This is a genomic window from Sphingobium sp. SYK-6 (assembly GCF_000283515.1).
In the GTDB taxonomy this organism is placed as follows: Bacteria; Pseudomonadota; Alphaproteobacteria; order Sphingomonadales; family Sphingomonadaceae; genus Sphingobium; species Sphingobium lignivorans.
On the sequence record NC_015976.1, the window covers coordinates 441,869 to 465,287 of the forward strand.

Below are 23,419 nucleotides of genomic sequence, written 5' to 3' on the forward strand. Positions count from 1 at the left end.
CGTGGCAGCTTCGGTGGCCGATCCGGCTCCTCCCCTTCCCGAAATGATCCCGGCCTCGCTGAAAGCAGCCATCCTGCCGCCACGCGCGTCTTGTCGCGCGCGGACGAAACCAGAAGCCGGGAGGGCCGTTAACAAGGAAGAGGTTTTCAGCTTGGAAAGGACGGCATGACCGGAATACGGAGCGAAACCCGCGCCCGACGCCTTCGGCGCGCAGCAGCAAGCCGGCCGGCCGATCATGGCGTTCCCCTGGCCGAAAGCCGCCCGGTTTGACAACAGCCACGAGGTGCAGTGATGGACGTGCAGATCAACAGCGACAATGTGACGGATTTCCGCTCGGACAACGTCCAGACCGCGGAGGACCAGATCCGGTCGCGGCTGGATCGCTTCTCCAGGCGGCTGACGCGCGTGGAGCTTCATCTTCGCGATCATGACGGCCCGCAGACGAGAACCGCCGATGGCCTTGAGGCGATGCTTGAGGCGCGGCCGGCCGGCGGGCAGCCGCTCGCCGTTTCCCATAAGGCGCGCGAACCCCTGGAGGCGCTGGGCGGCGCGCTCGCCAAGCTGGTGGCCCGGCTCGACAGCGCGTTCGGCAAGGCGGACCGGGTGCGCGTCGCCAATTAGCCCCCAAACCCTCCTGATCCCGCTATGAATCCCACTGGCCTCCGGGGCGATCCCGGGGGCCAGTGTGCAACCGACAGCGCCGCGACCATTGCGTCCGGAAGGCGAGATCGCATCCCCGGGTTGCTCCCTCTCCGGCGCCTTATTCCGCCCGGATGCGCACCGGCACCGACTTGGACGCCGGGGTCTTCGAGAGCTGGTCATGGTGGGACAGGGCGATCAGCGGGTTCATCTCGGGATAATAAGCTGCCACGCAGCCGTCCGGCAGCGAGAAGGGTGTGACGACCAGGCCGCCGACTTCCCGATGCTCGCCATCCCCGGCATCGCTGACCAGCGCGACCAGTTGCCCGCTTTCCAGCCCCGCGCGCGCGATCTCGTCCGGGTTCATCAGCAGCACGTCGCGCGTGCCTTCCACGCCCCGCATCCGGTCGGAATAGCCATAGATGGTGGTGTTGAACTGGTCGTTCGAGCGCAGCGTGATGAGGCGGTAGCGGCCCGGCGCATCTTCGAAGCCGCAAGCGCGGAGCGTCGTGGGCAGAGTGAACTCGGCCTTGCCGCTCTCGGTGGCCCAGATCCGCTCGCGCGCCTTGTTGCCCCGGTAGAAGCCGCCGGGCGTGAACATGCGCTTGCTGAAATCGGCGAACTGGTCGGGATAGGTGGCTTCGATCAGGTCGCGGACCTTGCCATAGTCGCCGGTCCATTCGTCCCATCGGACCTTGGGGTTCGGCGGAAGCGTGGCCTTGGCCAGCCCGGCGACGATCGCCAGCTCGGAAAGCAGATGCTCGCTGGCCGGCTTGCGCTTGCCGACCGACCCGTGAATGCAGGAGAGGCTGTCCTCCATCGTCACTGTCTGGGGGCCGCTGGCCTGCATGTCCTCCTCGGAGCGCCCGAGACAGGGCAGGAGATAAGCGACCTCGCCATTGACGAGGTGGCTGCGGTTGAGCCGGGTGGCGATCTGCACCGTGAGGCGCATTCCGGTCCACGCCTTCTCCATCCTGGCGCGTTCGGGAATGGCGCGCACGAAATTGCCGCCCAGCCCGATGAATGCCTTCACCCGGCCCGCGATGATGCCCTCGCACGCCTCGACCGTGTTCATGCCCTTCTCTGTCGGCGGGTGGAAGCCGAATAGTTTCTTCAGTGCATCCAGCGGCACCAGCTCGGGCTTTTCGGCAATGCCGACCGTACGCTGGCCCTGCACGTTGGAATGGCCGCGAACCGGCGAGATGCCGGCGCCTTCCTTGCCGAGATTGCCGCGCAGCATGAGCAGGTTCACCAGCATGCCGATGGTCTGCGAGCCATGGACATGCTGCGTGACGCCCATGCCATAGACGCCGATCACCGTGCGCGCCTCGCAATAGATGTCGCCTGCCGCCGCCAGATCCGCGCGCGAAAGACCGGATTCCCGCTCGATCTCTTCCCAGCCGGTCTGCTCGACGCACTGGCGGAACCCGTCAAAATCCTGCGTGTGCTGCGCGATGAAATCCACGTCGATGAGATGGCGCTGCTCGCTGGCCCATTGCCGGGCTTCCCGCTCGAGCACATGCTTGCACAGGCCCATGATCGCCGCGAGGTCGCCGCCCGGTTTCACCTGGAAATAGAGCTCCGAGATCGGCGTGTCCTTCCCGGTCAGCATTTCCGCGGGGCTCTGGGGATTTCGGAACGCGATCGATCCTCTTTCCCGCACGGGATTGAATGTGACGATCCGGCAGCCTCTCTGCACGGCCTCCTGGAGCGGGTGGAGGAAGCGGGGGCTGTTGGAGCCGGTATTCTGGCCGAAGAAGAAAATGGCGTCGCACAGCTCGAAATCGGAGAGGACGCAGGTGCCGACCGGCGAGCCGATCACTTTCTTGAGCCCGACCGAGGTCGTCTCGTGGCACATGTTGGAACTGTCCGGCAGATTGTTGTGGCCATAGAGCCTTGCAAACAGGGCGTAGAGATAAGCGGTTTCCAGGCTGGCGCGGCCAGAGGCATAGAAGACGGTCGATCGGGGATCGAGCGCCTGCAGCTCGGCCCCGATGGCGTCAAAGGCCTCCTGCCAGCTGGTCGGGACATAGCGGTCGCTGGCGCGGTCATAGCGCATCGGATGAGTGAGGCGGCCTTGCTGCTCCAGCGCATGGTCCGTCCAGCCCTGCAGTTCCGAGACGCTATGCTCCGCGAAGAAGTCCGGCGTGCAGCGGCGGCTGGTCGCTTCCCATAGCGTCGCCTTGGCGCCGTTTTCGCAGAATTCGAAGGGATGTGGTTTGGCGGGCTTGCCCCAGGCGCAGGAGACACACATGAACCCGCCCGGCTTGTTCTGCCGCCGCAGCGTTTCCAGCACGGCGGGCGAATCCATCTCCTTGCCGAATATCCGCGCGATGCCCTGGAGCGAGCCCCACCCGCCGGCGGGGCCGTCATAGCCGACCGTTTCGTCATTGCTGTCGCTCATCCTGCTCCCTCCGTTGCGGCCGAGGTCATGGCGGGGATGCCGCGACCGGAATATGTGGCTGGCGGATATGGGGCTAACGGCCACGCGGGCGCGATGTTCCCGCGCGATTCCGGAAACGTCCGGTCGCTGGCCGGCCTGGCAGCCCCCTTGACAGCGCCCCCCATGCGCCGCAGCTTGCTGGCGCCGGGAATGGCCGGCGGAGGGGGATGTTCTGACGGTGCTCTGAAAGCGGCAGCGGCTGACCGCCGTGGCCATCGGGAGGCCCAGCAGCTGACGACCTTATATCGCGCCCTGACAGTGCCATTCCGGACGACGCCTTCCCGGCGAGCCGCGCGGCCATGACCGAGGCGCTCGTCATGAGCTGGCTCGTCCCGGCGCTGATGATGCTCGGCGCGGGGTTGCTGGCCGGTTTCGCGGCGGGCCTTTTCGGGATCGGGGGCGGGTTCGTGGTCGTGCCCGCCTTGTTCGCCGTGCTGCCGCTGCTGGGCGCGGCGCAGGACGAGCTGGCGCATGTCGCGGTCGGCACGTCGCTGGCGACGATCGTGGCGACGTCAGCCCGCTCGGTGCAGGCCCATGCCCGCAAGGGCGCCGTGGATTTCGACCTGCTGCGCAGCTGGGCGATCTGGATCGTGCTGGGCGTGGGCGCGGGCGTGATGCTGGCGGCGCGGATCAGCAGCGACATGCTGGCGCTCATCTTCGGTGGCGGCGTGATGCTGATGGCGCTGCATTTCCTATTTCCCGTGCTGGCCCGGCGCCAGATCGCCTCGGAGCTGCCGGCCGGCTATGCGCGCGCGGGCATCGCCGGGGGCCTTGGCGCCTTCTCCTCGCTGCTCGGCATTGGCGGCGGCACCATCGCCATCATCGTGATGACACTGTGCGGCAAATCCATCCACCGCTCGATCGCGACCGCGGCGGGCATCGGCTTCATCATCGCGCTGCCGGGGATGATCGGCTTCATGCTCATCGGCCTTGGCATGCCCGGCCTTCCCGCTGGCTCCGTGGGCTATGTGAACATTCCCGCGACGCTCGCGATCATCGCGACCTCGGTCATCACGGCGCCATGGGGCGCGGCGGCGGCGCACCGGCTCAGCCCGGCGATGCTGCGCCAGATTTTCGGCATCTACCTGCTTTGTATCGGCGCACTCATGGTCCGGCATGGCCTGACATGAGCGGGGGCGCTTTCTGGTGAAGAAAGGACTGTGACGATGACATTCGAGCTTTCCCGGCGCCACCTGTTCGGCGCCGCATCCCTTGGCACGGCAATGGCGCTGGGGGGCGCCCCTTCCATCCTGCGCGCGGCGAGCGCGCCGGCCGGAGCCACGCTTTTCGGCCCGGCGGCCGGCGTCGCGCAGCTCTCGCGCAACGAGAATCCTTACGGCCCCAGCCCGAAGGCGATCGAGGCCATGATGGCCGCAGCCGCAAAGAGCTGCTATTATTCGGACGTCGGCGTGCGCGTCCTGACCGAGATGATCGCCGAGCGCTTCAACGTGCAGCCCGAGCAGGTCGTGCTGGGCGAGGGTTCGACGGAAGTGCTGAACGCGGCGGCGCTGGCACTCGCGCGGGACGGGCATATCCTCTGCCCGGACCTGTTCTGGGACACCACCGTCAATTATGCGGCGCACCAGGGCGCCCGGGTGGTGCGCGTGCCCCTGAAGGCGGACATGAGCATCGACCTCGATGGCATGGCCGCGGCGGTCTCGCCCGACACGAAGCTGGTGCAGCTGTGCAATCCCAACAATCCGACTGGCATGCTGGTCGACGGTGCTACCATGGCCGCGTTCGTCACGAAAGTGGGGCCCCAGGCGACCGTGCTGGTGGACGAGGCCTATAATGAGCTGGCCGATGCGCCGGAGGCCGCCTCGGTCGCTCATATGGTGAGCGCCGGGGCGAACCTCATCGTGTGCCGTACATTCTCCAAGATCTACGGCATGGCTGGCCTGCGTGTCGGCTACGCGATCACCACGCCCGAGCTGGCCGCGAAGATCCGCAGCCACATCATGAGCTTCGGCGGCAATACCATGGGGCTCGCGGCGGCGATCGCGAGCTATAATGACACGGCGTTCATGGCGGCCTCCAAGGCGCAGATCGTGGAAGCGCGCGGCATCATGCAGGAGGCGGCGAAGCGCGCGGGGCTGGACGTGCTGCCCTCGCAGGCCAATTTCCTGTTCGTGAAGGTCGCGGATGCCGACCGGCTGCGCACCGCGATGGCGGATCGGAACATCATGATCCGCGGCGCCTATGGCAAATGGACGCAATGGTCGCGCGTGTCGACCGGCCGGATCGAGGATGTGAAGCGCTATGCGGCGGCGCTGCCCGAACTCGTGCAGGCCTGATCCCCTGGCCGGGTGCGTTCGCCCGGCCTGAACCACTCGCGCCTTCGCGCGTTGCCCGGGCATCGCTTCTTCGCAGGGAGATGTTGATGGCCAGCGGAGCGCCGCGCGGAGCTGCCGGTTCCCCTTTCCCCGCCGTCGCGGGCCTCGCGCGGTGCGTTCCGGCCGTGCCTGCCAGGGAAAGAGAGCCGCGTGACCGAGCCGCGTGAAGAATTGAAGGACATGGAACTGCTTGTCGATCGCTTGCCCGGCGATCTCGAGCGGGCCGTGCGCGCCGTGCTGGCGCAGGCCTGCGAGCGCGACCTCAGGCTGGCGACGGCCGAGAGCTGCACCGGCGGGCTGCTCGCTGCGTTGCTGACGGACGTCGAAGGATGCAGCCACGCTTTCGAGCGCGCGTTCGTGACCTATAGCGAGGAAGCGAAGACGGATATGCTCGGCGTCGACCCGGGGCTGATCGCCGAGGCGGGGGCGGTCAGCGCCGCCGTCGCTCGCGCCATGGCCATCGGCGCGCTGGCGCGCAGCCGCGCCGACATCGTGCTCGCGGTGACCGGCTTTGCCGGCGCTGCCGGGCCGGACGACGAACCCGGTCTGGTGCATTTCGCCTGCGTGCGCCGGGGCCGCGAACCCACGCTGCGCGAGGCCCATTTCGGCAATGGCGGCCGGAGTGCCATCCGGCTGGAAACCGTGCGGATGGCGATCGGCATGATGCGCGACGCACTGGACTGAACGCGCGCTGCTGCGAGTCGTTCGCAGGGAACCGCAGCCCCATGCTGTGGCTTCTTGCAGCAGTCCGCACGAAGGAGATGATCCCCATGGCCACTTCGCAATTCACCGATGCCATCGCGCTGCTCAAGGCCGACCATCGCAAGGTCGAAACGCTCTTCGAGGAATTCGAGAAGGCGCGCTCGAGCAATCGCAAGCAGAGCATCGCTCATGAGATCTGCGTCGAACTGAAGGTTCACACGCTGCTCGAGGAGGAAATCTTCTATCCCGCCTTCCGCGGCAAGATCGAGGATGACACGCTGGATGAGGCCTATGTCGAGCATGATGGCGCCAAGCTGCTCATCAACGACATCGAGGCCGGCTCTCCCGGGGACGATTTCTACGACGCCAAGGTCAAGGTGCTTTCCGAGGAGATCAAGCATCACGTCCATGAGGAAGAGATGCAGAGCGAAGGCATGTTCGCCCAGTGCCGCAAGACCGACGTCGATCTCGTGGCGCTTCGCGACCAGATGCTCGCGCTCAAGGAAGAGCTGATGGCCAAGGCCAAGAGCGACGGACTGCCCCCCGCCCAGCCGCGCGCCGTCAACGTGGTCCCTGCCTGATCGGTGCCGCGGGGGAGGGCGGGGCTTCCCGCCGCCCCCGGCATCGCCTTCCGTTGAAATCGCCTGTGGACCTGAAGCGCGTCGACCCGAATGCTCGCCCCAGGCGGCGTGACAAATTCGCGGACTTTGAGGGGGTGGAAGCGCGCTTTCCCCCAATTTCCTTCGTCATCCCGGACTCGATCCGGGATCCCGCTTCTTCCTGTTCTTCGAACTGCCCGACCCGGCGATCGTCAAGGCAGCTGGGTCCCGGATCAAGTCCGGGACGACGTCGTGAATGACGAGATATAGCGCGCCGCCATCGCCTCGGAATTTGTCCACGCCTGCCTCATTTGTCCACCTGCCTCAGTGGTCCGGCAGGCTCTGCGTGACGAACCCCCAGCCCTGCAACGCCTTGTCCCGCGCCCGGTCCATGAGGGTCTTGGCATCGCTGATGCTGAAAGGATGCGCGTCCTTCATCTTGTCCAGCTCTTCCCAGCTGATCGGTATCGCGACCGGCGCGCCGGCGCGGGCGCGGGCCGAATAGGGCAGCACCGCCGTGCTGCCGCGCTGGTTGCGCAGCCAGTCGATGAAGATGCGGCCCTTGCGCTTCGCCTTGCTCATCGTCGCGACGAAGCGGTCCGGCTCGGCAAGGCTCAGCGCCTCGGCGAAGCGCTTTGAGAAGTCCTTGTGCGTTTCCCAATCGTGGTCGGGCGTCAGCGGCACCACCACATGCACGCCCTTGCCGCCGGAGAGCATCGCGAAGCTCACCAGCCCCAGGTCGGAGAGTCGCCGCCGGATGTCCCGTGCGGCGCGCTTCACTTCGTCGAACCCGAGGCCCTCGTCGGGATCGAGGTCGAAGATCATCCGGTCGGGCTGCTCCACATCCTCCGCCTTCGCGCCCCAGCCGTGGAACTCGATCGTGCCCATCTGCACGCAGGCGAGAATGCCGTCCGCATCGGTGAGGTAGAGATAATCCTCGGTCCCGCCGTCCTTTTCGCGGATCGGGACGTGGGAGACGTGCGGGCCAAACGAGCCGCTGTCATGCTTCTGGAAGAAGCAGTGCCGCGCCCGTCCCTGCGGGCAGCGCACGAGGCTGATCGGCCGGCCCGCCGCGAACGGCAGCATCAGCGGCGCGATCGCGCGGTAATAATCCGCAAGCTCTCCCTTGGTTTGCCCGCTTTCGGGAAAGACGACGCGGTCCGGACTGGATATGCGGATGTCGCTGCGCGGCTCCGGCGTGTCGGCAGGCGTTTCGGGCGTCACGTCTTTCGCCTCCTTGTCGCTGCGCAGGCCGAGGAAGCTCCCGTGGCGAACGCGGCCTTCCGCCGTGAATTCGGCAAAGGCGATCTCGCCCACCAGCTTCGGGCTCAGCCATTGCGCGCCCCGGGCCTCGCTCCGCGGCACCTCCGCCGGGGCGGTGGCGCGTGCGAGCCTGCCCATTCGCTTCGCCAGATCCTCCATCGTCGCCCGGTCGAATCCGGTGCCGACCTTGCCCTTGTAGACCAGCTTGCCGTCTTCATGCTGCCCGAGCAGCAGCGAGGCGAAGGCGCGGCCGCGCGCCGCGCTCTTCGTCCAGCCCAATATCACGAATTCCTGCCGGCGCGTGCATTTGATCTTGAGCCAGTTGTGTGTCCGCTTGCCGCGATAGGGCGCATCCACCCGCTTGGCGATGATGCCTTCCTGCCCCGCGCTGCACAAAGTCTCGAAAAGCGCTTCGCCCGCGCCGATGACATGATCGGCGACCTGCACGGGGGCCGTCGCCTGGCGCAGTAGCGCTTCGAGCCGCTCCTTGCGCTCGATGTTTGGCAGGGCTTTCAGGTCCTCGCCGGCAAGGCTGAGCAGATCGAAGGCGAAATAAGCGAGTGTCGCATCCCGTCCTTCCTTGAGCGCGGCCTGCAAGGCGGAGAAGCTGGGATTGCCGTGCCCGTCCAGCGCCACGACTTCGCCGTCGATCAGCGCGGCGGGCAGGTCGAGCGCGGCCAGCGCCTCGGCGATCGGCGGGAATTTCTCGGTCCAGTCGAGGCCGGAGCGCGTGAACAGGCGCACCTGCGCGCCCATGACCGCCGCCAGCACCCGATAGCCGTCGAACTTGATCTCGTGCATCCACTGGTTGCCGGTGGGCACGGTGTCGACGAGGGTCGCGAGTTGCACGGCCTCGAAGCCCGGGAGCCGGGCGTCCTTGTTCTGGCGGCGAGCGGGCCCCCGGGCGGTTTGGCGGTTATGCGCCGCCGCGTCGGCCATCACGGCATTGAATGCCTTGCCCCGCTTGCCGGCGAGCGAGCGCACGCCTTCGCGATCGGCAGCGATTTCCGCCATCGTGCGGCCGGTGAGCACGCTGGTCAGTTCGCGCTCGACCAGAATGTCCCCGGTGCCGGCTTCGGCATCGTCGATCTTGCGCAGCAGCCAGTTCTCGCGCTTCTCGCCCGGGCGGGGCTTCATGCGGACCAGCAGCCATTCGCCCTTCATGCGCTCGCCATGGAGCTCGAAATGGAGATGGCCCTTCTCGATGTCCTTCGCGCTCTTGCCCTTGATCGGCGCCCAGACGCCCTGATCCCAGAGCATCACCGTGCCGCCGCCATATTCCCCCTCGGGAATGCCGCCCTCGAACTGCGCGTAGGAAAGCGGATGGTCCTCGGTGCGCACGGCGAGCCGCTTGTCATGGGGGTCGAGGCTGGGCCCCTTCGTCACGGCCCAGCTCTTGAGCACGCCATCCATCTCGAGGCGGAAGTCCCAGTGCAGGCGCGTCGCGTCGTGCTTCTGCACCACGAAGAGATTGCCGCCTTCGCTGCGCCGGGCCTCGCCGGCCGGCTCCGGCGTCTTCCCGAAGTCGCGCTTCGCATTATAGGCGGCGAGCGGATCGGTCCGCGCCATCACTCGGCGTCCATTCCGGAGCCGCGATCGCGGTGCTTGAGCCAGCGCTCCTCGGCCACGCCGAGCACGGTGAGCATGACGACCGCCACCAGCGCGGCGACCAGCACCAGCGGCCATTGCCCGGCGCCGCAGGCGATGCCGATGATCGCCGCCAGCCAGATGTGCACCGCGGTGGTGAGATTGCGCACCTCGCCCTTGCTCACCACGATGAGGCCCGCCGCGATGATGCCGACGAAGGTGCCGGTCCCCTCGAAGATGCGCAGCGGATCCATCCGCGTCCCCTCGGTGGCGAGCTGGTGATAGAGAGCAATGGCGGAGACGGTCATCACAGCGGCAGTGAAGCATACGATGCCGTGCGTGCGCAGCCCCGCGCTATGGCCTTTCAGCTCCCTGTCGAGCCCGAGGAGCAGTCCGAGCACCGCCGCCAGCCCCAGCCGGAACACCACGTCGGTGTCGATCCAGTGCAGCGGGACGGCAGGATTGAGGACCATGTCAGGCGCTCTTGCGACGCCTCGCGGGCGCGGCGGCGCGCTTGGTGCCGCCGGAGGCGGACTTGCCGGATCCCGACTTGGCCGATCCCGACTTCGCGCTTCGGGAGGCGGTGCTTTCCTTAGTCCCGGACGAGGATCGCTCCGGCATGCGGCCGCCGCTGCCGACCGACTTCTTCAGCGCGGCCATGAGGTCGATCACATTGCCGCCGCTCTGCTGGCCGGGCTCCTCGACATCTTCCAAAATGCGCTTGCCGCCCTTGGCCTTGCGCTTCTTCTCGATCAGGCGCTCGAGCGCATCGATATAGCGATCGTGGAATTCCGCCGGCTTGAACGGCGCGGATTTCTTCTCGATGAGCGTGACGGCGAGGTCGAGCAGGTCCTCCTGCGGGGTCGCCTCGCCGATCTCGCGGAAATAGCCCTGGGCCTTGTGGACTTCGTCGGCATAACGCAGCACTTCCATCACCATGCCGCGTCCGCAGGGCTTGATGGAGACGAGCCGTTCGCGCCCGCGCACGGAAAGCTGGCCGAGCCCGACCCGTCTGGTCTGTCGCAGCGCGTCGCGCAGCACGACATAGGCTTCCTCCGCCAGATCGTCGGCCGGCACGATGAAATAGGGCTTCTCATAATAGAGGACGTCGATTTCGCTCGCCTCGACGAACTGCACCAGCTCCAGCGTCTTGCGGCTCTCGATCTTGACCGCTTCGATCTCGTCCTCGTCGAGCAGCACATAGCTGCCCTTGGAGACCTCGAAGCCCTTCATGATCTCGTCACGGTCGACCGGCCCGACGCCGGGCGCGACCTTCTCGTAGCGGATGCGCTTGCCGCTCGGCTCGTGGATCTGGTGGAAGCTGATCGCCGCGCCGGATCGCGTGGCGGGATAGACCTCGACGGGGATCGAAACGAGGGCGAGCTTGATCTGCCCCTGCCAATATGCGCGTGCCACCATGGAAACCTCCAGACCAGAAAGCCGTCCGGGCCCTGTTGGTTCCCGCGCGCGGCAGGCGCGGCGTGAGGGCGTATGCAGAGGGCGGGCGCAGGACCGCTTCCCCGCGCCTATTGCCAATCCGGCCATCCCGGACTAGTCGCTGCAACTCACTATCAATAGCGAACACTGAAGGTCCGTGAGCAGGCAATCCATCCGTGTCTGGTATCTCGTCCACAAATGGACGAGTCTCGTCTGCACGGCGTTTCTCCTGATGCTGTGCGTGACCGGCCTGCCGTTGATCTTCCATGACGAGATCGACGCGCTGACCGAGGACCAGTCCGCGATGGAGACGGCCGGCCCGGCCTCCTCCGGCGAGGGCCCCGGCCTGCAGCCGCTCGACGCCATGCTGGGCAAGGCGCTCGCCGCGCGGCCGGGGGAAGTCCCGGTCTTCATGGCTTTCGACAATGAATCCCCGATCCTGACCGTGACCACGGCGCCGCGCCCGGATTCGCCGGCGGCGGACATGACCATCCAGCTGTTCAACCGCGCGACAGGCGCGGCGGTGGGGCAAGTGCGGGACGAAGGCGTCATGCACTTCATCCTCCAGCTCCATACCGACATGTTCCTCGGCCTGCCGGGCATGTTGTTCCTGGGGGCGATGGGCTTGCTGTTCCTCGCCGCGATCGTCTCGGGCGTGGTGCTTTACGCGCCTTTCATGCGCAAGCTGCCGTTCGGCACACTCCGGGTCTCGCGGAGCCGGCGCCTCAAATGGCTCGATTATCACAATCTGCTCGGCATCGTCGCGCTGGCCTGGATGACCGTGGTGGGCGCCACCGGCGTCATCAACGCGCTGGCGACGCCGATCATCCAGGTCTGGCAGATGGGCGAGCTGGCGGAAATGACCCGGGCCTATGCGGGGCGCGAGGCACTGCCGCCCTCGCGCTATGGCTCGCTGGACAAGGCGATGGCCGCGGCGCGTCAGGCGATCCCCGGCAACAATCCGCAGTTCATCGCCTTTCCCGGCGGTTCCTTCAGCAGCCGGCATCATTATGCCGTGTTCTTCCAGGGGGCCACGCCGCTCACCGAGCGCGCCCTCACGCCGGCGCTCATCGATGCCGAAACCGGCGCGCTGACCGATGTGCGGCCCATGCCCTGGTATGTGCTGGCGCTCACTTATTCGCAGCCGCTGCACTTCGGCGATTATGGCGGCCTGCCGCTCAAGATGCTGTGGGCCGCGCTTACCCTGTTCACGATCGTCGTGCTTGGCTCCGGCCTGTATCTCTGGCTCGGCAAGCGCCGCTCGTCCCTCGACGCGCGCCTGCGCGAAGTCGAGTCCGGCGGGCGGCTGGCCCCGGCGGAATGAAGGGCAAGCTGCCGATGATGGCGATCTTCGCCGTGCCGACCGCGCTCGCGGCGCTCAGCCTCGTGGGGCTGGTGAGCGCGCTCACCGGCGATGGACTGCGCGACGCGATTTCCTGGGCGACTCTCGCCATGCCGCTCGCGGCTGTTGCCTGGGCCATGAGAGCCCGCCGATCCTGATTTGAGATGATGCGCGTGCGTGCGCGCAGGGAGATAAAAATCATGAATGCGTTCCGTTTCCCGACCCTGCTTCGCCTGACCGCCGCCGTGCCGGCGCTGGTCCTTGGCGTGCCTGCCCTCGCGCAGGCACCCGCCGACGACCCGCAGGACATCATCATCACCGCGCAGCGCGCGAACGAGACGCAGGTGCGCGCCGGCGGCAGCGTCGGCGTGCTGGGCGACAAGGCAGCGGAAGACGTGCCGTTCAGCATCCGGGGTTACAATGCCGCGCTCATTCTCAACCAGCAGCCGCAGACGCTGGGGCAGGTGCTGGAGAATGATCCGACGATCCGCACCACCTACGGGTTTGGCAATGCCGCGGAGCAGTTCGTGATTCGCGGTTACCCGCTCTATGGCGACGATGTCGGGCTGGACGGGCTCTATGGCATCGCGCCGCGCCAGCTCGTCGCGCCGGAACTCTATGAATCGGTGCAGGTGTTGAATGGCGCCAGCGCCTTCCTGAACGGCGCGGCTCCCGGCGGAACGGGCATCGGCGGCAGCGTCAACCTCATCCTCAAGCGGGCGGACCGCGCGCTCAATCGCGCCACGCTCAATTATGCGTCGGGCGAGCATTTCGGCGGCTCGGTGGATCTGGCGCGCCGCTTCGGCAGCGGCGAGGCGTTCGGGCTCCGGCTGAACGGCGTCGCGCGGCGCGGCGATGTCGGCGTCGATGACGAGTTCCGCAGCACTTATGCGGTGGGCGGCGCGTTCGATTATGATGGCGGGCCGCTGCGGCTCTCGCTCGATCTTGCCTATAACCGCGTCCATGTGCGCGGGCTGCGGCCCAAGGTCACGGTCGGCAGCGCCGAGATCCCCGCCGTGCCGGACGCCGCGCATAATTATGCGCAGCCCTGGACCTACACCACGATGCGGGACATCTTCGGCATCGCCCGGCTGGAATATGACCTGGCCGACAATGCGCTGTTCTATGCCTCCTTCGGCGCACGCGACGGCATGGAGGACGGGATCTACGGTGGCATCACCGTGACGGATGCGCAGACGGGTGCCGCGACCGGCAATGCGCTCTATGTCCCGCGGACGGACAATAACGAGGCGGCGCAGGCGGGCGTGCGGATCGACCTGGCGGCGGGCGGCGTCACGCAGCAGTTCAACATCGGCGGATCGGCGGTCTGGCAAGTCAACCGCAATGGCTATGACTTCCTCTACGGGCCCGGTTTTGCGGGCTTCGCCACCAATCTCTACGTCACGCCGGAAGTGCCGATCCCCGCCTCGGCGCTCGTCGGCGGCGATCTGGACAATCCTTTCCCGATCAGCCGCTCGAACCTGTTCAGCGTCTTCGCGTCGGACACGATCGGCCTGTGGGAGGATCGCATTCTCCTGACGGTGGGCGGGCGCATCCAGAACATGCGCTTCCGCAGCTATTCCTATGCCGATGGCGCGCTGGAGTCGGATTATGAGAGCAGTGCCATCACCCCGGTGGTGGGACTGGTGCTCAAGCCCGTCGCGGGCGTCTCGTTCTTCGCCAACCGCATCGAGAATCTGGCGCAGGGGCCAACCGCGCCGCTGTCCGGCTTCTATCCCGGCCTCGGCACGCTGCCGGTGAGCAATGCCGGCGAGATTTTCGCGCCCCATCGCGCGGTGCAATATGAAGTCGGCGGCAAGGTCTCGCTGGGCGGCATCGATGCGAGCCTTGCGCTGTACCAGACCGAGCTGCCGGTCGGCCAGGTGGGGCCGGACGCGGACAATCCTGGCTTCCTGCGCTTCGACCTGTTCGGCGAGCAGCGCAATCGCGGCATCGAGTTCACTATCGACGGGGAAGTGGCGCGCGGCCTTCGGGTCATCGCCGGTGGTTCCGTGATCGAGGCCGAACTGCGCGATACGCCTGGTGGCGTGCAGGACGGCAACAAGGCGCAGGGCATTCCCGATTACATGCTCAACGCCAATGTCGAATGGGACGTCCCGTTCCTGCCCGCGCTCACGCTGACCGGCCGCGTGGTCCACACTGGCAAGCAGTGGCTGAGCACCGCCAACACCCAGCGCCTGCCGGAGTGGACCCGCTTCGATCTCGGCATGCGCTATGTGGCGGTGGTGGGGGACAAGCCGCTCACCTTGCGCTTCAATGTCGATAACGTCGCCAATGAGCGCTACTGGGCCTCGGCCTTCGATGCGTTCAACCAGACCTTGCTGCAGGGTGCCCCGCGCACCTTCAAGGCATCGGCTTCGATCGACTTCTGAGGGCAGCGAGCGAAGGGAGGCGAGGACGCCTCCCTCGCGGGCGGGGCGCAACGCGATTCGTCGCGCCAAACTTGCGATTCGTTATCATTATCATTATTGCCGATTCGGCGGCCAAGGGGCCGATGCGCATGCCGGGGCGAGGTTTTTCGCCAGCGGCGGCCTGCGTTTTCGGTCGGCGAGGAGAAGGAGCCCGGCATGTATGATTTCATCGACCGCCCGATCGCCCGGCTGGATGGCGGCGCTGCTCTTCTGATCGCCGCGATGCGCCTGTGGGTGCGGGCTGCGGGAGAAAAGCGCTGCCCGTGCCGCGATGTCGCCGGGGCGTTCCGCGCCCGGGAACATATCGCCGCTCTCCCTCATTTCCATGTGACGATGGCCATGCTCAACCGGGACGCGACCGAAAGTCTCGGGTTCGGCTCTGTTGACTATCCGCTGGTGAGCGAGCATGAGGCGCTGATCCTCAGCATGGTCGGCTCTGTGGTCAGTCGGCCGGCGGATGAAGCGTGCGCGACTATGGCGCTGATCATGGCACCGGACGCGGTGAAGCCGCTGTTCATCGCCATGTCGGCCCTGGCGCGGTCGCTTGCGAAGGGCGGCCTGTTGCCGGTCGCGCCTGTCTCTGATCCTGATTGTGCGAGATTTTCCGAATGAACGACATGGCCCACCAGGGTTTCGAACTCGAACCGACCAAGGCGCTCAGCGTGGAGAAAGTGCTCTGGGTGCGGCACTGGAACGAGCATCTGTTCAGCTTCGCGGTCACGCGCCCGGCGAGCTTCCGTTTCCGCTCCGGCGAATTCGTGATGCTGGGCCTGCAGGTGGAGGGCAAGCCGCTGCTGCGCGCTTATTCCATCGCCAGCGCCGCTTATGCCGAGGAGCTGGAGTTCCTCTCCATCAAGGTACCGGACGGCCCGCTCACCTCGCGCCTGTGCAACATCAAGGAAGGTGACCAGCTCTATCTCGGCCGCAAGCCGACCGGAACGCTGGTGGCCGATGCGCTCAAGCCGGGCAGCCGCCTGTTCCTGCTCTCGACCGGCACGGGCCTTGCGCCGTTCCTCAGCCTGGTGCGCGATCCGGACATCTATGACTGTTTCGGCCAGGTGATCCTGGTCCATTCCGTCCGGCGCGTCGCTGACCTTGCCTATCGCGAGGAGCTGGAAAGCCAGCTCGCCGACGATCCGCTGGTGCAGGATCAGGCGCTTCTGCAGTTCCATTATGTGCCGACCGTGACGCGCGAGCCGTTCCGCACCAGTGGCCGGATCGGCACGCTCATCGAGGACGGCACGATGTTCCAGGGCGTCAGCGGCCCGGCGAAGCTCGATCCGGAGACGGATCGCGTCATGCTCTGCGGCTCCATGGCGATGATCCGCGAGCTGGCGGCCCAGCTTGAGGAATGGGGCTTCGAGGAAGGTTCGAATGCCAAGCCCGGCGACTATGTGATCGAGCGGGCTTTCGTCGACTGAGCTCTTCTGGTGGGGTCCCGGGGGTGCGAAGGGGGCCTCCCGGGGAGAAGGGCACGAGAGACGCGACAAAGGAAAAGGGCGGCCATGGAGCCGCCCTTTTTTTGTCCGCCGTCCATTCATTCCCGGCTTGCCGCCACGCGGGGCATGGTGGCAGGCCGCATCGCTCACAATCTGCGCGTGTTGGCGTCCATCAGCTTCTTCGCTTCGCTCAGGGCCGCCGCCGTGCTGGTCCTGCCCTTCGCGACATCATCGCCCAGCTCGAGCAGCCGGCCGGAAATGACGGTCCCCGTCTCGGCTTCCTCCTGGATGGCGATGCCGCCCTTGGCCGCCGCGATCCGGTCCCACTCGGCGCGGATGGCTGCCCAATAGTCCTTTGTCGCGGCCCAGTAGTCGTCGGCGGCCTTCACGTCATAGCCGTCGAAGCGGGTGTAGCTGTTCAGCACATATTCCTGCACGATCGGGGCGAGCTTGCCGTTCTTCGGCCCCATCTTGGTGTTGTCCTGCCAGTGGATCCACCCGTCGGGGGTGTTCTGGTGGCGATTGATGGAGAGGTAGCGGTCGTAGACGGGCTTGCGCACCGCGTCCCGCCGGGCGAGCGGCCGCCAGGTCCAGTTGGAGCGCCAGCGCCGGACACCGCCCTGCGTCTCGAACTGGCCCCAGCCGCCGTAGCGCGGGGAATCGTCCACTTGCCACACGGTTTGCGACCAGCGGCCGGTGCGCATCCGCTCCGGCACCTCCTCGAAGGTCCAGGCATTGCGGTCGGAATAGACGAGCACGCGGGCGGGCTCATATTCCCAGTCCTGCCGCCAGTGCTTGATGATGTGGCTCTGCCCCTCCATCTCGACCACCAGCAGATGCTGGAGGACGATCTTGCGCCCCGTGTCCTCGACCACGCGGACGACTTCATGTCCGCCGGAAATCTTGCGGTCGAGCGGCGTGTAGGCGCTGTCCCAGCGGGTCGATTCCTGCATGTCGAAGCGGACCTTGTAATTGCCGGCCATGGCGAGGATGTCGGCACGGTCCTGCTCGAAGGTGGCGGCGGCCTGCTCCGCCGCGATCGGCGGATGGGCGAGGGCGGGACTGACGGCGAAGGCAAGCGTGAGCAGGCCGGCGCCGAGGAAACTGCGGATGGAAATCATGATCGTTGGTCCTTTCGGCACGCTCAGAAGCGATAGCTGAGCGAGAGGCTGGCGTTGCGTCCGGGCTGGGTATAGGCGTCGGTCACGGTCGAAGAGGCGCTCAGGCCCCGCACGTCGCTCCACCACGCATATTTTTTGTCGAGGATGTTGAAGATGCCCGCGCGCAGCGTGAGGCCGTCCATTGGCTTCACGAACAGCGTGGCATCGAGGATGGTGAAGGCGCCCGGGCGATAGCATGGCGCGCCGCTGCAGATGGTCGTCGCGCTGCCGTCCACATCCGTGCCGGTCGTGCGATCCTCGGACTTGCGGGCGCTGTGCGTCGCGATGATCTGTCCGCCGAACAGGCCGCCCGGATCACGGTAGCCCACGCCCACGACGAGCTTGATCGGGTCGATGGTGGTCAGTGGCAGGTCGGTCAGGCCGGAGCCGTCGACGTCGCCCGTCGCGTAGGAGAAGGCGAGCGTGCCATGCAGGCCGGACTGCGCGCGGAACTCGGCGCGCGCCTCGGCGCCTTTCACTTTCACCCGCGAGAGATTGATGAACTGATAGATCGCCGGATCGCTGGGCGTGAAGCCGCCGCCCACCACTTCCTGGCTGATGAAGTCATGGTAGATGGAGGAGAAGGCGGTCAGGTCGAGATTCACGTTGCGGCTCGCGAAGCGCACCCCGCCCTCGAGGCTCTCGCTCCGCTCCGGCTTGAGGTCGGGATTGGGCTCCGACTTGTAGCCGAACGCCAGATTCTCGAAGAACTGGTTCACTTGCCCGGGCTCGGGCGCCTTGAAGCCGGTGGCGTAGTTGGCGAACAGCCGGATGCCCTTGTCCAGCTTGAGCACGGCGCCGAGCTTGGGTGACAGGCGCGAGCCGTCCTGCGCCGCGCCCGCGAAGGTGGGCAGCAGCGGGTCGTCGTCCGGCGAGAGGTCGTAGAAATCGAAACGCAGCGCCGGATACAGGGTGAAGAGCCCGTCCGCGATGCTGATCTCGTCGCCCACGAACAGGCCGCCCCGCGTGAAGTCGGTGCTGGGGAAGGCGCGGGTCGGGAAGGTCTCGCCGGCCGGCGGCACGGTGCCGTCCCGCAGGCCGCGCTGGCGGGTTTTGCTCACGTCGCCACCGAAGACGAGCCGGTGCGACAGAGCGCCGGTGGCGAATTCCGATTGCGCGTCGGCCGCCGCGCCGATCACCCGGTTCTCGAACGTGTTGAGCCGCTCGCGATCGACTGCGGGCGTGCGGTCCTCGTCAGTGAACTGGCTGTCGAGCCCGTCCTGCCAGTAGATGGCGGCCCGGGCGGCGGTGATCGCGCCGGTGCCGGTCCAGCTCCAGTCCAGCGCCACGCGCTTGCGCTCGCCGGTGTCGCGGCCGTGCAGCAGCTCGACAGTGGAGCTGAGGCCGGTCAGGCCGTTGGTGAACAGCCAGGTATCGAGATATTCGCCGGTCAGCCGGATCTTGTGGCCGCTGCCGCCCGGCGCATAGACGATGCGGCCGAGCAGGGCATTGGAATGGCCGTCCTGCGGGTTGGGCTCCGTGCGCGCGGCGCCCGTGCCGCCGACGCTGCCCTTGTTCTTCAGCTCGTTGAAGTCGCGCCGCGTATAGGCCGCCATGGCCGACCAGTCGCCCGCCCTGCCGGCGAGGATCGCGGTTTCGCTGAACTCGTTGTCCGCGCTGCTGTAGGCCGCGCGCACGAGGCCGCCGACCGGGGCGCTGCCTTCCAGAAAGTCGGCGGGGTCGGCAGTGATGAAGCTCACGGCGCCCGCGAGCCCATCACTGCCATACAGCGCGGAGGACGGGCCGCGCAGTATCTCGACGGATTTGATGAGGCCAAGGTCGACATAGTCGCCGCGCCCGGCGGCCTGGGCGCCGAAGCTGAAGCCGTCCGGCACGCGCACCCCGTCCACCTGGATGAGCACGCGATTGCCGCCGATGCCCCGGATGTTGAAACTGTCGTTGCCGGTGCGCCCCGTCGCGCTCAGCGCGGCATTGAAGCGGGCGGGCTGGCGCTGGACGCTCACGCCCGGTTCGAAGCGGATGAGGTCGCGAATGTCCGTGACCAGCTCATCCGCCATCTGCTCCTCGTCGATGATGGAGACGGTGACGGGCGAATCCTCGATCCGCACGGGCGTGCGCGTGGCGGTGACGACGATGCGGTTCAGCCGGTTGAGCAGGTAGAGCCCGTCATTGTCCTGCGCCATGGCGTCCGTGGCGCAGAGAGCGCTCGCGAGCGCAAAGCCCGCTGCGGTCGCGAACCGGATCGCGCCGGGGCCACGGCGCGGCACGCGCGCGGTTCCACGGTCGATATCCGATTTCGCCGCCCGCCGGCACGCCAGGGCTGCTGATCCCGCACTCGTCATTTCTTCTATTCCCCTTCTGCTTTTAAGAATGCGAATCATTCGCATTAGCAATGCGAATTGCGCCGGGGAGATCGCTGCGTCAAGGGAGGAGTTGCTGGCGAGGCAAATCGAGCGGGTAGGGGGAGGCGGCGGAATCGTCCGCCGGCTCTTGCCAGATCAGCACAGCCGATCCGCCGGAATCGTCATGGATTGTTCAGCCGGTTCGGGGCAATCATCGCTGGCCCGGCCAATCTCCCGCTGGACAAACGGACGCTTGTGCCTAGAGAGATAATGGTTGGAATATACAACGATATGACTGGAAGGATCGACTGTGGTTTCGCAAAAGGCAAGGATCGCCGGACGGATCGGCGCCGCGACGCTCGTGGCCACGCTGGCCCTCGCGCCGCTGGGACAATTGCTCGCGCAGCATGAGGGGCATGAGGGGCATCAACAGGCCGCGCCGGCGGGCAATGCCGAGAAGGGGAAGGCCGTGTTCGAGAATGCGGCCTGCGGGGCCTGCCATGTCCTCGCTGCTGCGGAAGCGACGGGCGAGATCGGCCCTTCGCTGGATGGCAACGCCAATCTCACCCATGCCTTCGTCCTGAGCCGCGTGCGGGACGGGCAGGGCGCCATGCCGCCTTATGCCGGCCAGCTCAGCGACGAGGATATCGAGAATGTCACGGCCTATGTGCTGAGCGCCGCCGCCAGGAAATAAGCCGGCCGCACCGGCACGCCCCGTCGTGCCGGTGGCGCCATCTTGCAGATGCTCTTGGCAGCGCGGGCGTGGCCCGGACAGCCGCCGGTAAGGGGTGTCGCCCTATCGCCCCGCCGCCGGCCGCTCGTTCGCGCCGGGCTGCGCGAAATAGTTGGTCACGCCGTCGGGATCATTGAGCCACACGAAGCGGATGCTGAAATTCGGCAGGCCGCCCAGCGGCTCCTCCACCGTCACCTTGTCCCGCATCGCGGCGGCATTCACGCCGTCGACATTGCCGATGACATACTGGATGCCCGCGCTGCCTGTGTCGGCGGGCAGGTCCTTGCCGGCGGACCACAGGCTGATCGTCGTCTCGCCATGGCGGAAGGGATATTTGGTGACGCCCAGCAGCCTGTCTTCCACCGATGGCAGTTCCTCAAGGCCCACGAAGCTGCGGTAGAAGGCCCGGCTGCGCTCGATATCCGAGACGTTGATGCCGACATCGACGCCCGGCCGCGCCTGCGGATCGATGACGAGCTGGATGCCGAACCCGGCCGGATCGCTCACCAGCGCGCCGCGCAGGCCGCCGCCCATGTCCTTGAATGCCGGTGCCGGGAAGCCCGCGGCCTTAAACCGGGCGGTCAGCGCGGCTTCGTCGGGGTAGCGCAGGGCGAAGAGGCGGATGCCGGTGGCATCGGCGGGGCTGCCGACATGATGGAGCCGCCCTTCCTTGAGGCCGGCCGCCAGCTTGATCTGCCCGGTGCCGATGCCGAAAAGGATCATCTGCTGGCTGGCATTGAGCTGGATCGGCTGGAGCGGCTTCAGCCCCAGTGCCTCACCGTAGAATGTCACCATCCGCGGCGTCAGGCCGGGCTCGAACCGCCGATAGACATTCATCGAGTCCTGCGTGAAGCGCGGCTTTTCCGGCGTGGCGGCTTCAGGGGCGGCCTCGGGGGCGGCGGCAGGGCCGGGGCTGGTCTGCGCTATGGCGGCCGGGGCCATCAGCAGCGATATCGCGACAAGGGCGGTCTTGAATGGGCCGTGCATCGCATCTCTCCTGTTCGTCGGTTCATTTCGGCAGGGCGAAGACCATGAGCGATTCATTGTTGCTCGGCTTGCCGCCCGCGCCCTGCGGGCCGCTCACCGCGCCCCATCCGCCGGCCATGATGGCGACATATTGCCGTCCGTCCTTGCCCTGATACGTGATGGGAACGGCCTGCGCACTATATTCGAGCTTCGCTGCCCACAGTTCCTTGCCGTTGCGCGCATCGAAGGCGCGGAAGCGCCGGTCGTCCGTCGCTCCGATGAAGACCAGCCCGCCGGCCGTGACGATCGGCCCGCCGAACCCGTTGTTGCGCCCGGTGTCCTTCCTGTCCTCGGGCAGGTCGTCGCTCACGCCGAGCCGGGTCGCCCAGGCGATCTCGCCGGTCTTGCCGTCCACGGCGATCAGCCGGCCCCAGGGCGGGCGGATGCAGGGCATGGTGACCTTGCGCCCGTTCTCGTCCTCATAGCTTGCGGTGAAGGTGGAATAGGCGCCGGGTCCGCTCAGGCTCGCGCGGTCGTAAAGCTGTTCGGAGCCGGCCGTGCCGCGTCCATAGTCGGCGCCTTCCTTGCGCTTCTCCATGAAGCCGATGCTGCCGCCCTCGCTCACATTGATGAAGATGAGGCCGCTCTCCGGGTCCACGGCGCTGCCGCCCCAGTTCGAACCGCCATTGTTGGGCAGGTTGATGGAGGCTTTCACCGGCCCGCCTTCCTCATGCAGGAAGAAGGGCGTGAAGGGGCCGGCATTGAAGAAGGTGCCGCCATAGCTCTCCAGCAGCGCGCGGCAGGCGGCGGCATGGGCCTCGTTCGTGTCGGCGGCGGAAACGATGTCCTCCGGCGTCCAGTGGTTGCGCACGAGGTCGCGCGGCTTCACCGGGATGGGCTGGGTCGGCGAATACCATTCGCCCGGAACGTCCGCCGCCGCGACCGGCTTTTCCTCCACGCCGAACACCGGCTTTCCGTCGTGCCGGTCCAGAATGTACATGAGGCCGGGCTTGCCGGTCTCGGCCAGCGCCTGCACCGTTCGCCCGCCCACCTTGGCGTCGTAGAGCACGGGCGGCGCGGGAAGGTCGGAATCCCACAGGTCGTGGTGGATCGTCTGGAAATGCCAGCGATATTTGCCGGTCAGCGCGTCCACCGCCACGATCGAGTTGCCGAACAGGTTGGCGCCGGGCCGGTCCCCGCCATAATAATTGGCCGAGGGTCCGCCCACCGGCATGTAGAGCGTGTCCGTCTTCTCATCGACGGTCATGTACCACACCCAGACATTGGTGCCGGAGCGGCCCTTCCAGCCGTCGTCCAGCCATGTCTCGTGGCCCACTTCGCCGGGCTGCGGCACGGTGTTGAATTCCCAGAGCTTCTCGCCCGTGCGGGCATCGTAGGCCCGGCTGTTGCCGGATGGACCGACCAGCATCTCCGCCACATTGGCACCGACCACGAGCACATTCTTGTAGACCGTCGGCGGGGACGCATAAGGCACGCCGAGCGCGACGGAACCGTCCTTGCCGAAGCCCGTGTCGATCTCGCCCGTGCGGGGATCGAGCGCGGTGATGCTGGCGCCGTTGCTGTAGAAGAGGCGCGGGCCGAGCGTGCCATCCCCGGGCCACCAGGAGACCGTGCGCCGCGCGAGGCCCTTGACCGGATGGCGCCAGAGCTCCTTGCCGGTGTGGCCTTCCAGTGCCACCACCGCATTGCCGATGGGCAGATAGAGCACCCCGTCCACCGCGATGGGCGTGGAGCTGCCGACCAGGCCGCCGCCGCCCTCGGGGCGCACCCGGAATGACCAGGCCTGGCTCAGCCTGCCGACATTGCCGCGATCGATCTGCCGGAGGGGGGAGAAGCGCGTGCTGCCAAGGTCGCGGGCGTAGCGCGGCCAGTCGCCGGGCGGCGGCGCGGAGCCGGATTGCGCCTGCGCCGTTTGTGCCAGCAGCGCAGCGCTCAGCATCAGGGCCATCGAACGACGCATGCAATCCCTCCCCCATGTCGGCTTCGTCCCCGTGCGTGTCTCGCCGGGTTGTGCGGGCCG

Annotated in this window: 19 protein-coding genes; 11 read left to right on the plus strand and 8 right to left on the minus strand. The window is 67.0% G+C overall.

Annotated elements, in window-relative coordinates:
- Nucleotides 1-291 precede the first annotated feature (291 nt).
- Nucleotides 292-621 carry a hypothetical protein gene (locus tag SLG_RS02085; protein WP_014074750.1) on the plus strand — a complete coding sequence of 110 codons (330 nt, stop codon included), beginning with the start codon at nucleotides 292-294 and terminating at the stop codon, nucleotides 619-621.
- 139 nt (nucleotides 622-760) lie between these two features.
- Here the strand turns inward: SLG_RS02085 and SLG_RS02090 are convergent, their stop codons facing one another.
- Nucleotides 761-3,043 carry an FdhF/YdeP family oxidoreductase gene (locus SLG_RS02090; protein WP_014074751.1) on the minus strand — a complete coding sequence of 761 codons (2,283 nt, stop codon included), beginning with the start codon at nucleotides 3,041-3,043 and terminating at the stop codon, nucleotides 761-763.
- 338 nt (nucleotides 3,044-3,381) lie between these two features.
- Between SLG_RS02090 and SLG_RS02095 the strand changes: the two genes are divergently transcribed.
- The 4 genes from SLG_RS02095 (at nucleotide 3,382) to SLG_RS02110 (ending at nucleotide 6,698) form a co-directional block, all read left to right on the plus strand.
- Nucleotides 3,382-4,212: a sulfite exporter TauE/SafE family protein gene (locus SLG_RS02095; RefSeq protein WP_014074752.1), complete on the plus strand. Its 831-nt coding sequence runs from the start codon at nucleotides 3,382-3,384 to the stop codon at nucleotides 4,210-4,212.
- 36 nt (nucleotides 4,213-4,248) lie between these two features.
- Nucleotides 4,249-5,376: a pyridoxal phosphate-dependent aminotransferase gene (locus SLG_RS02100; RefSeq protein WP_014074753.1), complete on the plus strand. Its 1,128-nt coding sequence runs from the start codon at nucleotides 4,249-4,251 to the stop codon at nucleotides 5,374-5,376.
- A gap of 219 nt (nucleotides 5,377-5,595) precedes the next feature.
- Nucleotides 5,596-6,099, plus strand: a complete 504-nt coding sequence (locus SLG_RS02105; RefSeq protein WP_014074754.1) for a CinA family protein — start codon at nucleotides 5,596-5,598, stop codon at nucleotides 6,097-6,099.
- An 86-nt stretch (nucleotides 6,100-6,185) separates the two neighbouring features.
- On the plus strand, nucleotides 6,186-6,698 hold the full coding sequence (locus SLG_RS02110; protein ID WP_041392409.1) for a hemerythrin domain-containing protein: 513 nt from the start codon (nucleotides 6,186-6,188) through the stop codon (nucleotides 6,696-6,698).
- Nucleotides 6,699-7,040: 342 nt separating this feature from the next.
- Here SLG_RS02110 and ligD read toward each other — a convergent pair whose 3' ends face one another.
- From ligD to ku, 3 genes are read right to left on the minus strand one after another with little or no spacing between them, the layout of a single operon-like run.
- Nucleotides 7,041-9,548, minus strand: a complete 2,508-nt coding sequence (gene ligD / locus SLG_RS02115) for a DNA ligase D (RefSeq protein WP_014074756.1) — start codon at nucleotides 9,546-9,548, stop codon at nucleotides 7,041-7,043.
- A complete protein-coding gene (locus SLG_RS02120; RefSeq protein WP_014074757.1) occupies nucleotides 9,548-10,039 on the minus strand; it encodes an MgtC/SapB family protein in 492 nt (163 codons plus the stop codon). Before SLG_RS02120 ends, ligD begins: the two co-directional genes overlap by 1 nt.
- 1 nt (nucleotide 10,040) lies before the next feature.
- Entirely contained in the window at nucleotides 10,041-10,985 is a 945-nt protein-coding gene (ku, locus tag SLG_RS02125) for a non-homologous end joining protein Ku (RefSeq protein ID WP_014074758.1), read from the minus strand.
- Between the two features lie 175 nt (nucleotides 10,986-11,160).
- Between ku and SLG_RS02130 the strand changes: the two genes are divergently transcribed.
- From SLG_RS02130 to SLG_RS02150, 5 genes are all read left to right on the plus strand, one after another.
- Nucleotides 11,161-12,327, plus strand: a complete 1,167-nt coding sequence (locus tag SLG_RS02130; protein WP_014074759.1) for a PepSY-associated TM helix domain-containing protein — start codon at nucleotides 11,161-11,163, stop codon at nucleotides 12,325-12,327.
- Nucleotides 12,324-12,503, plus strand: a complete 180-nt coding sequence (locus SLG_RS02135) for a hypothetical protein (protein ID WP_014074760.1) — start codon at nucleotides 12,324-12,326, stop codon at nucleotides 12,501-12,503. Before SLG_RS02130 ends, SLG_RS02135 begins: the two co-directional genes overlap by 4 nt.
- A gap of 42 nt (nucleotides 12,504-12,545) precedes the next feature.
- Nucleotides 12,546-14,738 carry a TonB-dependent receptor gene (locus SLG_RS02140; RefSeq protein ID WP_041392410.1) on the plus strand — a complete coding sequence of 731 codons (2,193 nt, stop codon included), beginning with the start codon at nucleotides 12,546-12,548 and terminating at the stop codon, nucleotides 14,736-14,738.
- Between the two features lie 195 nt (nucleotides 14,739-14,933).
- A complete protein-coding gene (locus SLG_RS02145) occupies nucleotides 14,934-15,389 on the plus strand; it encodes a hypothetical protein (protein ID WP_014074762.1) in 456 nt (151 codons plus the stop codon).
- Complete coding sequence (locus SLG_RS02150; protein WP_014074763.1) at nucleotides 15,386-16,198, plus strand: ferredoxin--NADP reductase; 813 nt, start codon at nucleotides 15,386-15,388, stop codon at nucleotides 16,196-16,198. The genes SLG_RS02145 and SLG_RS02150 overlap by 4 nt, the downstream gene beginning before the upstream one ends.
- 164 nt (nucleotides 16,199-16,362) lie before the next feature.
- Here the strand turns inward: SLG_RS02150 and SLG_RS02155 are convergent, their stop codons facing one another.
- Both SLG_RS02155 and SLG_RS02160 read right to left on the minus strand, forming a co-directional pair.
- Nucleotides 16,363-17,337, minus strand: coding sequence for a DUF6607 family protein (locus SLG_RS02155; RefSeq protein ID WP_014074764.1), 975 nt, complete (start codon nucleotides 17,335-17,337; stop codon nucleotides 16,363-16,365).
- 23 nt (nucleotides 17,338-17,360) lie between these two features.
- Nucleotides 17,361-19,679: a TonB-dependent hemoglobin/transferrin/lactoferrin family receptor gene (locus SLG_RS02160; RefSeq protein ID WP_231848718.1), complete on the minus strand. Its 2,319-nt coding sequence runs from the start codon at nucleotides 19,677-19,679 to the stop codon at nucleotides 17,361-17,363.
- A gap of 310 nt (nucleotides 19,680-19,989) precedes the next feature.
- On the opposite strand from SLG_RS02160, the gene SLG_RS20180 reads away from it, so the two are divergent.
- Nucleotides 19,990-20,373 (plus strand): c-type cytochrome, encoded by a 384-nt coding sequence (locus SLG_RS20180; RefSeq protein WP_051003673.1) that lies wholly within the window; start codon nucleotides 19,990-19,992, stop codon nucleotides 20,371-20,373.
- Nucleotides 20,374-20,475: 102 nt separating this feature from the next.
- Here SLG_RS20180 and SLG_RS02170 read toward each other — a convergent pair whose 3' ends face one another.
- Both SLG_RS02170 and SLG_RS02175 read right to left on the minus strand, forming a co-directional pair.
- On the minus strand, nucleotides 20,476-21,399 hold the full coding sequence (locus tag SLG_RS02170) for a VOC family protein (RefSeq protein WP_014074767.1): 924 nt from the start codon (nucleotides 21,397-21,399) through the stop codon (nucleotides 20,476-20,478).
- Nucleotides 21,400-21,421: 22 nt separating this feature from the next.
- Nucleotides 21,422-23,359 carry an outer membrane protein assembly factor BamB family protein gene (locus SLG_RS02175; protein WP_014074768.1) on the minus strand — a complete coding sequence of 646 codons (1,938 nt, stop codon included), beginning with the start codon at nucleotides 23,357-23,359 and terminating at the stop codon, nucleotides 21,422-21,424.
- Nucleotides 23,360-23,419 lie beyond the last annotated feature (60 nt).

Bases quoted from the DNA above. Each gene is read 5' to 3' on its own strand.
- ligD (WP_014074756.1), bottom strand. From the start codon at position 9,548: ATGGCGCGGACCGATCCGCTCGCCGCCTATAATGCGAAGCGCGACTTC.
- SLG_RS02140 (WP_041392410.1), top strand. From the start codon at position 12,546: ATGAATGCGTTCCGTTTCCCGACCCTGCTTCGCCTGACCGCCGCCGTG.
- SLG_RS02090 (WP_014074751.1), bottom strand. From the start codon at position 3,043: ATGAGCGACAGCAATGACGAAACGGTCGGCTATGACGGCCCCGCCGGC.
- SLG_RS02170 (WP_014074767.1), bottom strand. From the start codon at position 21,399: ATGCACGGCCCATTCAAGACCGCCCTTGTCGCGATATCGCTGCTGATG.
- SLG_RS02105 (WP_014074754.1), top strand. From the start codon at position 5,596: ATGGAACTGCTTGTCGATCGCTTGCCCGGCGATCTCGAGCGGGCCGTG.
- SLG_RS02085 (WP_014074750.1), top strand. From the start codon at position 292: ATGGACGTGCAGATCAACAGCGACAATGTGACGGATTTCCGCTCGGAC.
- SLG_RS02100 (WP_014074753.1), top strand. From the start codon at position 4,249: ATGACATTCGAGCTTTCCCGGCGCCACCTGTTCGGCGCCGCATCCCTT.
- SLG_RS02110 (WP_041392409.1), top strand. From the start codon at position 6,186: ATGGCCACTTCGCAATTCACCGATGCCATCGCGCTGCTCAAGGCCGAC.
- SLG_RS02135 (WP_014074760.1), top strand. From the start codon at position 12,324: ATGAAGGGCAAGCTGCCGATGATGGCGATCTTCGCCGTGCCGACCGCG.
- ku (WP_014074758.1), bottom strand. From the start codon at position 10,985: ATGGTGGCACGCGCATATTGGCAGGGGCAGATCAAGCTCGCCCTCGTT.
- SLG_RS02145 (WP_014074762.1), top strand. From the start codon at position 14,934: ATGTATGATTTCATCGACCGCCCGATCGCCCGGCTGGATGGCGGCGCT.
- SLG_RS02150 (WP_014074763.1), top strand. From the start codon at position 15,386: ATGAACGACATGGCCCACCAGGGTTTCGAACTCGAACCGACCAAGGCG.
- SLG_RS02095 (WP_014074752.1), top strand. From the start codon at position 3,382: ATGACCGAGGCGCTCGTCATGAGCTGGCTCGTCCCGGCGCTGATGATG.
- SLG_RS02160 (WP_231848718.1), bottom strand. From the start codon at position 19,679: ATGACGAGTGCGGGATCAGCAGCCCTGGCGTGCCGGCGGGCGGCGAAA.
- SLG_RS02155 (WP_014074764.1), bottom strand. From the start codon at position 17,337: ATGATTTCCATCCGCAGTTTCCTCGGCGCCGGCCTGCTCACGCTTGCC.
- SLG_RS02175 (WP_014074768.1), bottom strand. From the start codon at position 23,359: ATGCGTCGTTCGATGGCCCTGATGCTGAGCGCTGCGCTGCTGGCACAA.
- SLG_RS02120 (WP_014074757.1), bottom strand. From the start codon at position 10,039: ATGGTCCTCAATCCTGCCGTCCCGCTGCACTGGATCGACACCGACGTG.